General features: G+C 72.9%; 13 protein-coding genes. 8 read left to right on the top strand and 5 right to left on the bottom strand.

Annotated elements, in window-relative coordinates; genetic code table 11:
- Nucleotides 1-53 precede the first annotated feature (53 nt).
- A complete protein-coding gene (locus ACFQS7_RS07560) occupies nt 54-434 on the bottom strand; it encodes a YkvA family protein (protein ID WP_380066427.1) in 381 nt (126 codons plus the stop codon).
- Between the two features lie 28 nt (nt 435-462).
- Complete coding sequence (locus ACFQS7_RS07555) at nt 463-912, bottom strand: acyl-CoA thioesterase (RefSeq protein ID WP_380066426.1); 450 nt, start codon at nt 910-912, stop codon at nt 463-465.
- A gap of 82 nt (nt 913-994) precedes the next feature.
- Between ACFQS7_RS07555 and ACFQS7_RS07550 the strand changes: the two genes are divergently transcribed.
- The 5 genes from ACFQS7_RS07550 to ACFQS7_RS07530 all read left to right on the top strand — a co-directional run bounded on the left by ACFQS7_RS07550 (nt 995) and on the right by ACFQS7_RS07530 (nt 6,959).
- Nucleotides 995-1,957, top strand: coding sequence for a tripartite tricarboxylate transporter substrate binding protein (locus ACFQS7_RS07550; protein ID WP_380066425.1), 963 nt, complete (start codon nt 995-997; stop codon nt 1,955-1,957).
- Between the two features lie 772 nt (nt 1,958-2,729).
- On the top strand, nt 2,730-3,380 hold the full coding sequence (locus ACFQS7_RS07545) for a GntR family transcriptional regulator (protein WP_380066424.1): 651 nt from the start codon (nt 2,730-2,732) through the stop codon (nt 3,378-3,380).
- A 93-nt stretch (nt 3,381-3,473) separates the two neighbouring features.
- Nucleotides 3,474-5,060, top strand: coding sequence for a gamma-glutamyltransferase (locus tag ACFQS7_RS07540; RefSeq protein ID WP_380066423.1), 1,587 nt, complete (start codon nt 3,474-3,476; stop codon nt 5,058-5,060).
- 127 nt (nt 5,061-5,187) lie between these two features.
- Nucleotides 5,188-6,165 (top strand): Bug family tripartite tricarboxylate transporter substrate binding protein, encoded by a 978-nt coding sequence (locus ACFQS7_RS07535; protein ID WP_380066422.1) that lies wholly within the window; start codon nt 5,188-5,190, stop codon nt 6,163-6,165.
- 68 nt (nt 6,166-6,233) lie between these two features.
- Nucleotides 6,234-6,959, top strand: a complete 726-nt coding sequence (locus tag ACFQS7_RS07530; RefSeq protein WP_380066421.1) for an SOS response-associated peptidase — start codon at nt 6,234-6,236, stop codon at nt 6,957-6,959.
- Nucleotides 6,960-7,091: 132 nt separating this feature from the next.
- On the opposite strand, the gene ACFQS7_RS07525 is transcribed toward ACFQS7_RS07530, so the two are convergent.
- The 3 genes from ACFQS7_RS07525 to ACFQS7_RS07515 all read right to left on the bottom strand — a co-directional run bounded on the left by ACFQS7_RS07525 (nt 7,092) and on the right by ACFQS7_RS07515 (nt 10,332).
- Entirely contained in the window at nt 7,092-8,516 is a 1,425-nt protein-coding gene (locus tag ACFQS7_RS07525) for a M20 family metallopeptidase (protein ID WP_380066420.1), read from the bottom strand.
- A gap of 91 nt (nt 8,517-8,607) precedes the next feature.
- Complete coding sequence (locus ACFQS7_RS07520) at nt 8,608-9,123, bottom strand: hypothetical protein (protein ID WP_380066419.1); 516 nt, start codon at nt 9,121-9,123, stop codon at nt 8,608-8,610.
- Nucleotides 9,124-9,357: 234 nt separating this feature from the next.
- Nucleotides 9,358-10,332, bottom strand: a complete 975-nt coding sequence (locus ACFQS7_RS07515; RefSeq protein ID WP_380066418.1) for a Bug family tripartite tricarboxylate transporter substrate binding protein — start codon at nt 10,330-10,332, stop codon at nt 9,358-9,360.
- Nucleotides 10,333-10,471: 139 nt separating this feature from the next.
- Between ACFQS7_RS07515 and ACFQS7_RS07510 the strand changes: the two genes are divergently transcribed.
- From ACFQS7_RS07510 to ACFQS7_RS07500, 3 genes are all read left to right on the top strand, one after another.
- Nucleotides 10,472-11,017 carry an ANTAR domain-containing response regulator gene (locus ACFQS7_RS07510; RefSeq protein ID WP_380066417.1) on the top strand — a complete coding sequence of 182 codons (546 nt, stop codon included), beginning with the start codon at nt 10,472-10,474 and terminating at the stop codon, nt 11,015-11,017.
- A 231-nt stretch (nt 11,018-11,248) separates the two neighbouring features.
- Complete coding sequence (locus ACFQS7_RS07505) at nt 11,249-12,376, top strand: CmpA/NrtA family ABC transporter substrate-binding protein (protein ID WP_380066416.1); 1,128 nt, start codon at nt 11,249-11,251, stop codon at nt 12,374-12,376.
- Nucleotides 12,373-13,638 carry a CmpA/NrtA family ABC transporter substrate-binding protein gene (locus ACFQS7_RS07500; RefSeq protein ID WP_380066415.1) on the top strand — a complete coding sequence of 422 codons (1,266 nt, stop codon included), beginning with the start codon at nt 12,373-12,375 and terminating at the stop codon, nt 13,636-13,638. Before ACFQS7_RS07505 ends, ACFQS7_RS07500 begins: the two co-directional genes overlap by 4 nt.
- The last annotated feature ends 1 nt before the right edge of the window (nt 13,639 follow it).

Raw genomic sequence — 13,639 nt, 5'->3', positions numbered from 1 at the left:
GGGTTGGCACCGGCCGCGCGGCGATGGGGAGGGAATACTTCCCCCACCCGGACCTAAACCGCCCCCCGCGGCCAGAACCACCAGCACAGCCCGCCCGCCACCAGCACCCAGACCGCCACGACGAAGACGGCCCCCGCCCGGCTGCCCGGCCGCGTCTCGGCCGCCGCCGCGGCGGCGCGGAACTCCGCCAGCAACGGCGCGGGGATCAGCCGGATCGCCAGGAGGATGCCCAGCGGCAGCAGGATCGCCTCGTCCAGCAGGCCGAGCACCGGGATGAAGTCGGGGATCAGGTCGATCGGCGACAGCGCATAGGCGGCGATCGCCAATGCCAGCAGCCGCGCCGCCCGGGGCGTGCGCGGATCGCGCGCCGCCAGCCAGAGGGCATGGACGTCGCGCCGGATGGCGCGCGCCCAGGTCTTCAGCCGGTGAACCATGGCCGGCATCCCGCCGCCGCCGGGACCGTCAGCCCGCCTCGTCCTTCGCGCCGGCCGCCAGCATCGCCGCGCGGATCGCCGGCGGCACCGGCACGCGCTCCCCGGTATCCTGCTTCACCGCCACCAGCACCGTGCGGCAGGTGAAGCAGAGGCCCTGCCGCCACACCGCATACTCATGGACGAAGCTGGTCCGCTTCACCGCGGCGAAGCGCAGCGTCACCATCGCCTCCTCCTCGAAGACCAGCGACTTCAGGTAGCGCGCCTCCATCTGCGCCACGACCGGGCTGACCGAGCCCGGCGCGAAGGTGCCGCCCAGCGCCGACCAGCCGGGGCCGACGCGGAGGTCCTCGCACAGGGTCAGGTAGGCGACGTTGTTGGCATGGCCCAGCGCGTCGCATTCCGACCAGCGCACGCGGTGGCGCCGCCCGATCGGCCAGTCGCCCTCGATGCCGAATGCCGCACGGTCTTCCGGTGTCATCGCCGCCTCATGCCCTTGCGCCCGGCGCATGGGGTAACGCACCCTTCGGCAAAATCCCACACCCCGAGGGAGCGTCCCGCCCATGCCGACACGCCGCGGCGCGCTTGCCGCGCTGCCCGCCCTGCTCGCCGCCCCGGCCCTGGCCCAGGCCCCTTGGCCCGCGGCCCGGGCGATCGAGGTCTTCGTGCCATTCCCGGCCGGCGGCGGGGTCGACACCATGGTGCGCGGCATCCTGGCGCAGGTGGCGCCCCGCCTGCCCGGCGCCCGCTTCGTCGTCACCAACCGTCCCGGCGCCGGCGGGCAGCTGGGCTTCGAGGCGAATTTCAACGCCGCCCCCGACGGCTATACCCTGGGCGCGGCCACCAACACCGCGATGAACGCCATCAGCGTCGAGCGCACCCCGCGCTACCGGCCGGCCGAATTCACCTACATCGCCAATGTGGTGGACGACCCGGCGGCCTTCTGGGTGCATCCGGACAGCCCGTGGAAAGACTTGGCCGACCTTGCCGCCGCGGCCAGGGCACAGCCGGAGGCCTTCGGCGTCGGCACCGCCGGGGTGGGATCGGACGACCACATCCTGCAGCTGACCTTCGAGGAGGCATCCGGCGCCCGCCTCATCCACATCCCCTACAACGGCACCGCGCCGACACTGCGGGACCTGCTGGGCGGCCGGCTGCCGATCGGCAGCTTCAACATGGGCGAGGGCGTCACCCTGCTGCGCGAGGGCCGGATCCGCTGCCTCGGCCAGGCCGGGCCGCGGCGCTGGGAGGCGGCGGCGGACATCCCGACCTTCCGCGAACAGGGCTTCGACATCCTGGGCGGCAGCGCCCGCGGCATCGCCGGCCCGCCCGGCATCCCGCTGCCGATCCGTGACGCCTTGCGGGAAGCCTTCCGCGGCGCCCTGGCCGATCCCGCCTTCGTCGCCGAGGCGGCCAGGCTGAACCTGCCGCTGCGCCCGCTGATCGGCGAGGACTATGCGGCGATGATGGCGGCCGACCTGGACTCGCTCCGCCGGCTCTGGGCGCGGCGGCCCTGGAAGGACTAGCGCGGCGCGGGCCGGTCCGGGCCGGCTGACCGGGGGCAGCCGCAGGGTCAGCGGCGGCGGCACCGCCGCCCTGCAAGACCTTGGAGAGGCGACCGGCGCCGCCGGGACCGCGCGGCGTGCGCGTCGACCGGCGGATCGGCCATGGCAGCCAAGGCGTGTCGCCGCGGCATGAGCGGCGGCGTCCCGCTCGGCCGATGGCCGCCTTGCCTGCGGCGCTGATCGAGTCGGTCGTCCCGCGACAGGCCGGGCGGCCCGGCCCGCTGGCGATCGGCACGCCTGCGCCAGGGATTGCCGGCGTGCGGGATGGCCCGAGGCGGATCCCGGGCCGGCGGCCGCGACATGTACAGCCGCTTTGGCACGCTTCCGATGGAACTGTGTTTTTTCAGCAACGGCCATTCGCCCGGGGGAGGAGGCCTCGCCGTACAGCCCTGCGTTGTACCGAATACGTCACATATTGTATCCGATACTGCTCGCGAGACCGTGAGAAAGCACTTGCCGAAGGGTCCCGCGTCGATTATACAACTATGGGTTGAGACGATCGCGTGCCTCCAGGCGTCCCAGCTCGTGCAGCGCCACGTCCGGGACAGGGCTCGTGCCAGCTCGGCATTGCTTCCCAAACCAGTAAGTTGAAATTAGACTTCGCATATTCGCGAGCGGGACGGGAGCTATGTCTGTGGCAGTTCGAGACCACCGCGCGCGTACCGGCGCGACGGTGGGGATGGTCTCTGCCGGTACGGATGCGCGTCGCCTCGTGCCGGTCCAGCCGCGCACGATGGTGGAGCAGGCCGCCGAGGCGATCGTCGCCGGCGCCGCCCGCGGCATCTTCCTGCCCGACGACCGCCTGGTCGAGGCGGAGATCGCCCGTGACCTCGGCATCAGCCGGGTGCCGGTCCGCGAGGCGTTGCGCCTGCTGGAAAGCCAGGGGATCGTGGTCAGCACGCCCTACAAGGGCATGCGGCTGATGCAGGTCAGCAACCGGGGGGTCGCCGCCCTGATGCGGGTGCGCTTGGCGCTCGAGACCCTCGCGGTGCGCGAGGCGCTGGCCCAGCCGGGCGGGGCCGAACGCTTCGACCGGCTGCGCCGCGCGGCGGAAGCCTTCGCCGAGGCCACCCGGGCCAGCGATCCGGCGCTGCATGTCCTGGCGGAGCAGGAGTTCCACGCCGAGTTGTGCCGTTCGGCCGGCAATCCGCCACTGCTGGCGCTGTGGCAGAGCCTGGCCCGGCAGCTGGCGGTGGTCTGGGGCTTGGCGCTGCAGTTGCGCGACAGCGCGCCGCAGAGCGAGGAGCACTACACGCTGGTCGAGGCGCTGGAGAGCGGCGACGAGACCGGGGCGCTGGCCCTGCTGGTCGCCCATATCGAGCAGCATGGCGAGCTCGACTTCGAGGCGCTGGTCGCCGAGCGGCGCAACCAACCCGCCGGTTGACGCCGGCGCCAGGCGGGCGGGCGCGAGAGGGGCTTGCCGCCGTACCGGCGCGGCGGGACCATGCCGGCGATGATCCTCGCCGGAGCGCCCGACATGCCGGAATCCCTTGGCCCCCATCTGACCCAGAACTGGGAGCTGCGGAAGCCCGCTGCCCGCGGTGGCGGCGGCATGGTCGTCTCCCAGGTCAAGGCGGCGGCCGAGGCCGGCGCCCTGATGCTGGAGGCCGGCGGCAGCGCGGCCGATGCCGCGGTCGCCACGGCCTTCGCCCTGGCCGCGCTCGAGCCCTGGAATTCCGGCCTGGGCGGCATCGGCTTCGCCCAGGCGATGAAGCCGGGCATGGCCCAGGCCGAGACCTTCGACTTCGGCCCGGTCTCGCCCGCCGGGCTCGACCCCAGCGCTTATCCGCTGACCGGCGGGATGAAGCGCGACCTGTTTCCCTGGCCGGAGGTCGAGGGCGACCGTAACGTCCATGGCCCGCTCTCCTTCGTCGTGCCCTCGGCGGTCGCCGGCTACGCCCTGCTGCACGAGAAGCACGGGCGCCTGCCGATCCGCGAGGTGCTGGCCCCGGCGGTGGCGCTGGCCAAGCGCGGCCTGCCGCAGGACTGGTACACCACGCTGAAGGTCGCCTCCTCCGCCGCCGTCCTCCGGCTCTATCCGGAAAGCGCCCGGGTCTACCTGCCGGGCGGCCTGCCGCCGGTGCCGCCCTACCAGGGCAGCCCTGGCACTTTCACCCTCGGCAACCTGCCGGCGACGCTCGAGCGGCTGCAGCAGGCCGGGCTGCGCGACCTCTACGAGGGCGAGATCGCCGCGCAGATCGCGTCCGACGTGAAGGCGATGGGCGGGTTCCTCTCTGCCGCCGACCTCGCCGCCTGCCAGGCCCGCATCCTGCCCTCGGTCGCCGTGCCCTGGCGCGGGCGGGAGCTGATGATGGTGAACGGCCTGACCGCCGCGCCGACCCTGCGTCGGGTGCTCGAAGGCATGGCCGATGCGGATTGGGCCGGGCCCGAGCCCTCCGCCGCCTGGTATGCGACCCTCGCCCGCGCCATGCAGGATGCCTATGCCGAACGCCTCGCCGGCCTGGGCGACGCGGAGCCCCCCAGGGAGAACCCCAGCGCCGACAGCTGCACCACCCACATCACCGCCTCCGACCGCGACGGGATGATGGTGGCGATGACCACGACGCTGCTGTCTTCCATGGGCTCGCGCGTCATGCTGCCGGCGACCGGCATCATGATGAACAACGGCGTCATGTGGTTCGACCCGATCCCCGGCACGCCGAACGCCATCGGCCCGGGCAAGCGGGCGCTGAACAACATGTGCCCGGTGATCGCCGCCAGCGGCGGCCAGCCGGAGATCGCGGTCGGCGCCTCGGGCGGCCGGCGGATTATGGCCTCGGTCTTCCAGCTGCTCTCCTTCGTCGCCGATTTCGGCATGGAGCCGGAAGCCGCGGCACACCACCCACGGATCGACGTCTCCGGCCCTTCCGGCATCGGCGCCGACCTGCGGCTGCCGGAGGCGGTGCTGGCCGCGCTCCGCGCCGAGGGCACGGTGGAGCTGCTGGAACACGGCGTCATGCCGATCAACTTCGCCTGCCCCAACCTGATCCAGCGCGGGCCGGCGGGCGTGGTCGGCATCAGCGACGCCGCCAGCCCCTGGAGCGCGGCGGTGGCGGCGGGCTGAGCTTCCCTGCCCGCGGCACGCCCGTTGCACCTCCGCCTCCATCCGGGGCGGAACGCCGGCCTTCCGATTGCCGCTGCGTAATCCGGAGGCAGGCCGCTTTGCCCCTTGCCGCAAAGGAGCGCAGAGCATGCAACGCCGCCATCTTCTCGGCCTCGCCGCCGCCCTGGCAACGCCCGCCATCGCCCGGGCCCAGTCGGGCGCCTGGCCGAGCCGCGGGTCGATCCGCCTCGTCGCGCAATTCCCACCGGGCGGGCTGGTCGACACCATCTCCCGCCTCATTGCCCCACCGATGGCCGCCGCGCTCGGCCAGACCGTGCTGGTGGAGAACCGGGCCGGCGCCGGCGGTGTCATCGGCACCGACTTCGTCGCCAAGGCGCCGGCGGATGGCTACACCCTCCTGGTCAGCCATGCCTCGGTGCAGGTCTTCTCGACCGCGACGCTGCCGACCCTGCCCTTCGACCCGGTCGCCGACTTCACCCATCTGGGCATGCTGGTCGAGGCGGCGAATGTCCTGATCGTCAAGGCCAACTCGCCCTACAAGACCCTGGCCGACTACCTGGCGGCGGCGAAGGCCAAGCCGGTGCGCTACGGCTCCTCCGGCATCGGCTCGGCGCCGCATCTGCTCGGCGTCATGCTGGGGGCCGAGGCCAAGGTCGGCAACCTCGACCACGTGCCCTATCGCGGCAGCGCGCCGGCGATGCAGGACCTCATGGGCGGCACGATCGAGAGCATGATCGACCCGGTCACCACCAACGTGGCGATGCTGAAGGACGGCACGCTGCGCTGCCTGGCCATCTCCTCCCCGCAGCGGCTGCCGCAGCTGCCGGACGTGCCGACCTTCGCCGAGCAGGGCTTCGGCAAGCTGACCTCCAGCCAGTGGCTGGGCCTGTCGGCGCCGAAGAACCTGCCGGTGCCGATCGCCGAGAAGCTGACCGCGCTGATCCCGGCGCTGCTGGAGACGCCGGTGCTGAAGCAGCGCTGCGAGGAGCTGGCGACCCTGCCGCGCAAGCCGACGCCGCTCGGCGCCGACTTCGTCAAGGTGATGCGTGACGACATCGCCACCTGGACCGGCATCGCCCGGCAATTCAACATCGTCCAGAGCTGATCCCGGCCGGCGGCGGGTTGCGGCCCGCCGCCCTGGCTGCGGCGGCGCCGGCCGGCTAGGCTGGGGCCATGTGCGGACGCTATTTCCAGCAGCGCGGCCCCGTCTCGGTCGCGCGCTACTTCGAGACGGTGAACCCGCTGCCGAATTTCGCGGCGAGCTGGAACCGCGCCCCGACCCAGGAGGCGATGGCGGTGCGCCGGCATCCCGAGACGGGGCAGCGCCACCTCGACCCGCTGCGCTGGGGGCTGGTGCCGCGCTGGGCCAAGGATGCCACGGGCGCCGCCAAGATGATCAACGCGCGATCCGAGAGCATCGCCGAGAAGCCCGCCTTCCGCGAGGCCTTCCGCCGCCGCCGCTGCATCGTCACCGCCGACGGCTTCTACGAATGGCGCACGGAGGGCAAGTCCAAGCAGCCCTTCGCCGTGGCCCTGGCCGATGGCGCGCCGATGGCCCTGGCCGGGCTGTGGGAGGGCTGGCGCGCGCCGGACGGCGGCATCCTGCGCACCTGCACCATCGTCACCACCGAGGCGAACGAGAAGCTGGCGCCGATGCACCACCGCATGCCGGTGATCCTGCCGCGCGAGGCCTGGGCGCGCTGGCTGGGCGAGGAGCCGGCCGAGGCGGAGGACCTGCTGGCCCTGCTGCGCCCCTGCCCGCCCGATATGGTCGCCGCCTGGCCGGTGACGCCGCGGGTCAACAAGGTGGCGGAGAACGATGCCGGGCTGCTGGCGCGCGATCCCTTGGCGGTGGTGCCGGCGGGGCTGGACGACGTCCCGCCGGAGTTTGCTGAATAGGCAAGGCCGGGGAGGAGGTATCCTCCCTGGACCCTCCTCCATTTTCGGGAGTCTGGCACTCGCTTCGCGGCAGGTGCCGACCCGCAACAAGGACGTTTGGGGAGGAAGTGCCCTTCCCTCCCCAACCTTCCTTCACGCCGCCGTCGACATCCCGAAGGGCGGCTGCACGTCGGGCGACAGCACCGGCTCATAGGGGCTATCGGCCGTCCGCGCCGCGAGGTCGGCCTTGGCGGCTGCCACCAGCGCCGGGTCGCGCAGGCAGTCCACCGCCGTGCCGGCCATCACCTTGGCCACATGCACCATGCCCTTGTGCGCCGCCGGCAGCATGCCCTGCGCGGTGAGCTGCCAGGAATGCCCCGGCGTGCCGATCGCATAGGTGGCACCCCGCGCCTGCACCGTCGGCACCACCCAGGAGACGTCGCCGACATCGGTGCTGCCCACCATAGGCGCGCCCTTGAGATCGAGCGGTACCACGACGTCGCAGAGCGAGACGCCCTTCCGCACCGCCAGGCCCATCTTCCGCCAGGCGGCGGCGATGTCCTCGTCGCTCAGGGTCGCCTGGAATTCGGCGGCCTTGGCGCGGTCGGCATCGTCGAAGGGCGGCGGGCCGAGCCGGTCGAGGTTGGCCTGCATCGCCTGTTCCATCGGCCGGTTGCCGAGCAGGTTGGAGACGCCGCTGACCACCTTGGACTCGACCTTCGTCTCGGTCATCAGCGCGGCGCCCTCGGCGATCTTCTTCACCCGGCCGATCAGCGCGCGCAGTTCGATCAGGTCGCGGGCGCGGATCAGGTAGCGGACCTTGGCGGTCGGCTGCACCACGTTCGGCGCCACGCCGCCGGCATCGAGATACGCGTAGTGGATGCGCGCGTCGGAAGGCATGTGCTCGCGCATGTAGTTGACGCCGACATTCATCAGCTCCACCGCATCCAGCGCGCTGCGGCCGAGATGCGGCGCCGCGGCGGCATGGCTGGCGCGGCCGGCGAAGCTGAAGTCGATGCGCGTATTGGCCAGCGACAGCGCCTCCTGCACCGCGGCGAAGGCGGCGGGGTGCCAGGAGATGGCGATGTCCACGTCGCGGAAGGCGCCGTCGCGCACCATGAAGCCCTTGGCGGCGCCGCCCTCCTCGGCCGGGCAGCCATAGTAGCGGACCCGGCCGGGCAGCTTGTTGGCGGCCAGCCAGTCCTTCACCGCCGTCGCCGCGAGCAGCGCCGCCGAGCCCAGCAGGTTGTGGCCGCAGCCATGGCCGAAGCCGGGGCCGGGCAGCGGCCGCTGCTCGGCCACGCCTGCCTCCTGCGACAGGCCGGGCAGCGCGTCGTACTCGCCGAGGATGGCGATGACCGGGCCGCCCTCGCCCGCCTCGCCCATCACCGCGGTCGGGATGTCGGCGACGCGCTCGGTGACGCGGAAGCCCTGCTCGCGCAGCGCCGCGGTATGCTCGACGCAGGACCGCGTCTCGGTATAGGCCAGTTCCGGCATGTGCCAGACCCGGTCGGACAGCGCCTCGAAGTCGGACTTCTTGGCATCGACCAGGCGCCAGATCTCCTCGGTGTTCTGCATGCTCGTCCTTTCCCTGCGGCTGCGGTCGGACCCGCTGCCGGATGCGTCACGGGCGGGCACGGCGGCCCGCCCCGAAGGCTCCTGCGCGGCGTCAGCCGCGCGCGTCGCGCCCGGCCTGCGCAGCGCGGCCGGCCTGGGACACGCTGCCGATGCGGGCACCATGGATGGTCGGCCGCCGCTTGCGGTTGGGCAAAGACCGTGCCCCATCTTGCGGCGTCGCCCCGGCCGATGGGTGGTGCGGCACTTGCGCCTGCCGGCGACCCAGTGCCTGCCGCAGCCGCGCCAGGTTCTCGGTGCGCCGCTCCTCGGCCAGCAACGCTTCCAGCCGGGCATTCGCCCGCTTCAGCGCGCCGGCGAAGACCTGCTTCTTGGCGGCGAGGCCGCGATCCGCATCCGCCAGCGGCACGGCGCCGCCCTTGCCGCGCTTGGACCGGCGATGGTCGCGCATCAGGTCGCGCGCCCGGTCGCGCCGCGCCCGCAGCCAGCGCAGCAGGTCCTGCAGCTCAGTGCGCGACAGGCCCTCGAGCAGCGGGAAATGGCTTTGCCGGATCGGGTCCAGCTCGTCCTCGGCCAGCAGCCGGCGTTCGGTGGCGAAGGCGAGACTCATGGATCGGTACTCCGCGAGATGGCTTGGCAGGGCCGCAGACCGGCATCCTGCCCGGACGCAGTATCACGCCGGCGCAGGGAAGGCAGCGGCCGCCAGGCCGAACCGCCCTACGCCTTCAGGCCGCCCCCCGCCGCGGCCGATGAACAGGATGCCCGACACGCTCCGCCCCCACCAAAGCCATCCCAGTATGCAAGCGCCCCGACGCGGAGCGTCGATCAACCCCGACGCGGAGCGTCAATCGGCCCTGATATGCGCCGCAGCCACCACCTCGCGCATCGCGCGCACCTCCGCTTCGAGGAAAGCGCTGACGCCGGCGGGCGAGAGCGGCGCCGGCAGCGCCCCCTCGCTCGCCAGATGGCGCGCGAAGCCCGGCTCCTCCAGCGCCGCATTGGCCGCGGCGTTCAGCACCCGGCGCAGCTCCGGCGGCAGGCCGCGCGGGGCGAAGAGCCCCCACCAGATGCCCGCTTCATAGGCGATGCCGGCGGCCCGCACCGTCGGCGCCGGCGGCGTGCCGGCCGGCCGCTCCTCGTCCGTATAGGCAACGATGCGCAGCAGCCCGCCGCGGATCTGCCCGGCGGCGCTGGCGATGGTGGTGAACATCAGGTCCACCCGTCCGGCGACCAGGTCGGTCAGCGCCCCGGCGGTGCCGCGATAGGGCACGTGCTGCAGCCGGGTGCCGGCCCGCAGGTTGAACAGTTCCGCGGCGATATGGGTGGTGCTGCCGGGGCCGGAGGAGGCGTAGTGCAGGCTGCCCGGCCTGGCCCGGTCGGCGGCGACCAGCGCCGCGATGCTGCCGAGCGGCGAGCCGGGCGGGGTCAGGACGATCAGCGGGGCCTTCGCCAGCAGCGCCACCGCATCCAGCTCGGCCGCCGGGTTGAAGCCGGTGCCCTGGACCGGGCCGATCGCGGTGATGGAGGAGGTGGTCAGCAGCAGCGTGTGGCCATCCGGCGCGCCCTGCGCCACCATGCCGACCCCCACCGCGCTGCCGGCGCCGGGCCGGTTCTCCACCACGAAGGGCTGGCCGAAGCGGGCCTGCAGCCGTTCGGCCAGCGGCCGGGCGATGGCGTCGTTGGATCCGCCCGGGGTGAAGGGCACCACGATGCGCACCGGGCGGGCAGGCCAGCCCTCGGGCTGGGCAGCGGGCGCGGCCGCGAAGCCGCCGGTTCCTGCCGCGGCCAGCAGGGCGCGGCGTCCAAGGCCTTGTCGCATCGGCGTTCCTCCGCCGCGATGCTGCCCGAGCCCGCGTCCGGCCGCCATCGCCATATCGCGGCACGATCTGTGCCTTGCCACCGTCGGGGCCGTGCGTGGCCAGGCGTGTCGGGGGACCGGGACTCTGCGAGTCTTGCTTGTGGACAGCGATGGTGACCGGGCCGCGGCCGTCGAGGCCGGGCTCGTCGCTGCCGGCTGCGTGGTGGTCGGCGTGGTGAGCGGCACCACGGAGCTGACGCGGGCGGTGCGCGACAGCGGCGCCGAGGTCATCGTCTGCGGCCTCGACGATCCCTCCCGCGACGAGTTGGAGGGCATGCGCGCGCTGCACCGCGACGAGCCGCGCCCGGTGGTGCTGTTCGCCGAGAAGGCGGCGCCGGAGCAGATCGAGGCGGCGCTCGAGGCCGGCGTCGCCGCCTATGTGGTGGAGGGCATGGCGCCGGCGCGCGTCCGGCCGGTGATCGAGGTTGCGATCCGCCGCTTCCGCGCCCACCAGGCACTGCGCGAGGAGCTCGCCGTGGCGCGGCAGGACCTGGAGGAGCGCCGCCTGGTCGACCGCGCCAAGGCGGTGCTGATGCAGAAGCACAAGCTGACCGAGCCGGAGGCTTACCGGCGACTGCGGCGGATGGCGATGGATCGCGGGCAGAAGCTGGGCAGCGTGGCCGCCTCGATCGTGTCGAAAATCTAGGCGTTTTGCCGCCATTGAGCGCATTTTCTGATTCTGAGCGGTAATCTGCTCAGGAAGCGCGCAAATCACCCTTGACCCGCCGCGCCCCTTGCGGCTTTCTTCGCACCACCCGATGGCCCGCAACGACGCGGGCCTGCCGCCCGGTGGTCCTGCCCCGAGCGTGAAGCGGCTCCGGTATTCGCGGTCCAATGGCGGCCCGCACCTGGCCTTCCCGGCCGGAGGTCCGCCCGCGTGCCATCGGAAACCGTGGACCCCGAAATTCCCGCCGCGCCGCGCAGCCAGCGCCGGACCGCCGCGCGCACGCTGCGGCTCGGCTGCGTCCAGCTGACCGATGCCGCGCCGCTGCTGGTGGCCGAGGAACTTGGCCTGTTCGATGCGGTCGGGCTGCGCGTCACGCTGTCGATCGAGACCGCCTGGGCGGCGCTGCGCGACAAGCTGGCCTTCGGCGCGCTGGATGCGGCGCAGCTGCTGGGGCCGATGCCGATCGCCCTCGCCGCCGGGCTGGACGGCGTCCGTGCGCAGCTCACGGTCGCCGCCGGGCTCGGCGCCAACGGCAATACGCTGACCATCAGCCGCGCCCTGGCGCAGGAGCTCGGCCGCTTCCCCCGACCGCTGCCGGCCGCCGCCTTCGCCGCCGTGGCGCGCCGCCGCGCCGACGCAGGCAAACCGGTGACGTTCGGCGTGGTGTTCGCCTATTCCTCGCACAACTATCTGCTGCGCTGGTGGCTGGCCTCGGCCGGGCTCGACCCCGACCGCGACCTGCGGCTGGTGGTGGTGCCGCCGGCGCTCTGCGCCCAGCGGCTGGCCGATGGCGCGATCGACGGCTTCTGCGCCGGCGAGCCCTGGGGCAGCCATGCGGCGGAGCGCGGCGCCGGCACCATCGCGCTGTCCTCCGGCGACATCTGGCCGAACCACCCGGAAAAGGTGCTGGCCTTCGCCGCCGGCTATGCGCTGCGCGACCCGGAAAGCGCCACTGCCTGCACCGCCGCCGTCATTGCCGCGACGCGCTGGCTGGACGAGCCGGAGAACAAGGCGGAGGCGGTGCATATCCTGCAGCGCCGCGCCTTCCCCGAACTGTCCGCCGCCGCGATCGGCGCCGCCTTCGACGGCACCGCGGAAGGCTTCATGCAGGCAGCACCCTTGCGCTTCCGCACCGCCACCCTGCCGCGGCGCGAGCAGGCCGCCTGGTGGCTGCGGCAGATGCGCCGCTGGGGCCATGTGCCGGCGAATGTCGCCGAGGCCACCGCCCTCGCCCCCTGGCGCCAGGACATCTGGCGGGCCGCCGCCGCCCGCCTGCGGGAGGTCGAACCCCCCGCCCCCAGCCCACCCCCTGCCGACATGCCGGAGACCCATCGATGACCCTATCCCGCCGCCAGGCACTCACCGGCACCGCCGCCCTGCTGGCCGCCGCCCGGGCCGCCGCCCCGCGCGGTGCCTTCGCCCAAGGCTCGACCAAGCCCGAGGTCACCAAGGCGACGCTCGGCTACATCGCGCTGACGGATGCCGCGCCGCTGATCATCGCCCGCGAGAAGGGCTTCTTCGCCAAGCATGGCATGCCCGAGGTCGAGGTCTCGAAGCAGGCGAGCTGGGGCGCGACCCGCGACAACCTGGTGCTCGGCGGCGAGCGCGGCGGCATTGACGGCGCCCATATCCTGACGCCGATGCCCTACCTGATGACCACGGGGAAGATCACCCAGAACGGCCAGCCGGTGCCGATGGCGATCCTGGCGCGGCTCAACACCAACGGCCAGGCGATCTCGGTGGCCGAGAAGCACAAGCCGCTCGGCGCGAAGCTGGATGCCGCGCCGCTGAGGAAGGCGCTGACGCAGGAGAGCAAGGTCGCCATGACCTTCCGCGGCGGCACCCACGACCTTTGGCTGCGCTATTGGCTGGCCGCCGCCGGCATCGACCCCGACCGCGACGTGCAGACCATCGTTGTGCCGCCGCCTCAGATGGTGGCCAACATGAAGGTCGGCACCATGGACGCCTTCTGCGTCGGCGAGCCCTGGAACGACCAGCTGGTGAACCAGAAGCTCGGCTACTCCGCGCTGACCACCGGCGAGTTGTGGAAGGACCACCCGGAGAAGTCGCTCGGCATGCGGGCCGCATGGGTGGAGAAGCACCCGAACGCCGCCGTCGCCCTGACCGCCGCGGTGATCGAGGCGGCGCGCTGGTGCGACGAGGCCGCCAACAAGCCGGAGATGTGCGCCATCATCGGCAAGCGCGCCTGGTTCAACGTCCCCGTCGCCGACATCCTGCAGCGCAGCCTCGGCAACATCGACTACGGCGACGGCCGCAAGGTGGAAGGCTCGCCGCTGCTCATGAAGTTCTGGCGCGACCATGCCAGCTACCCCTTCCCGTCCCATGACCTGTGGTTCCTGACCGAGGACATCCGCTGGGGCGTGCTGCCGGAGGCCACCGACACCAAGGCTTTGGTCGCCCAGGTCAACAGGGAAGCGCTGTGGCGCCAGGCGGCGGAACGCGCCGGCGTGCTGCCGGGCGAGACGCCGCGCGGCCCGAGCCGCGGCCGCGAGACCTTCTTCGACGGCCGCGTCTTCGACCCCGCCGACCCCGCCGCCTACCTGGCGTCGCTGTCGATCAAGAAGCTCGCGGGGGCCTGAG

The sequence above is a fragment of the Dankookia sp. GCM10030260 genome, assembly GCF_042666655.1.
GTDB lineage: Bacteria > Pseudomonadota > Alphaproteobacteria > Acetobacterales > Acetobacteraceae > Paracraurococcus.
The sequence above is the reverse complement of the archived record's forward strand: the minus strand, read 5'-3'. Positions and strand labels throughout refer to the sequence as shown.

Excerpts from the sequence above, each read along its gene's own strand:
- ACFQS7_RS07560 (WP_380066427.1), bottom strand. The coding sequence starts at position 434 with ATGGTTCACCGGCTGAAGACCTGGGCGCGCGCCATCCGGCGCGACGTC.
- ACFQS7_RS07555 (WP_380066426.1), bottom strand. The coding sequence starts at position 912 with ATGACACCGGAAGACCGTGCGGCATTCGGCATCGAGGGCGACTGGCCG.
- ACFQS7_RS07550 (WP_380066425.1), top strand. The coding sequence starts at position 995 with ATGCCGACACGCCGCGGCGCGCTTGCCGCGCTGCCCGCCCTGCTCGCC.
- ACFQS7_RS07545 (WP_380066424.1), top strand. The coding sequence starts at position 2,730 with ATGGTGGAGCAGGCCGCCGAGGCGATCGTCGCCGGCGCCGCCCGCGGC.
- ACFQS7_RS07540 (WP_380066423.1), top strand. The coding sequence starts at position 3,474 with ATGCCGGAATCCCTTGGCCCCCATCTGACCCAGAACTGGGAGCTGCGG.
- ACFQS7_RS07535 (WP_380066422.1), top strand. The coding sequence starts at position 5,188 with ATGCAACGCCGCCATCTTCTCGGCCTCGCCGCCGCCCTGGCAACGCCC.
- ACFQS7_RS07530 (WP_380066421.1), top strand. The coding sequence starts at position 6,234 with ATGTGCGGACGCTATTTCCAGCAGCGCGGCCCCGTCTCGGTCGCGCGC.
- ACFQS7_RS07525 (WP_380066420.1), bottom strand. The coding sequence starts at position 8,516 with ATGCAGAACACCGAGGAGATCTGGCGCCTGGTCGATGCCAAGAAGTCC.
- ACFQS7_RS07520 (WP_380066419.1), bottom strand. The coding sequence starts at position 9,123 with ATGAGTCTCGCCTTCGCCACCGAACGCCGGCTGCTGGCCGAGGACGAG.
- ACFQS7_RS07515 (WP_380066418.1), bottom strand. The coding sequence starts at position 10,332 with ATGCGACAAGGCCTTGGACGCCGCGCCCTGCTGGCCGCGGCAGGAACC.
- ACFQS7_RS07500 (WP_380066415.1), top strand. The coding sequence starts at position 12,373 with ATGACCCTATCCCGCCGCCAGGCACTCACCGGCACCGCCGCCCTGCTG.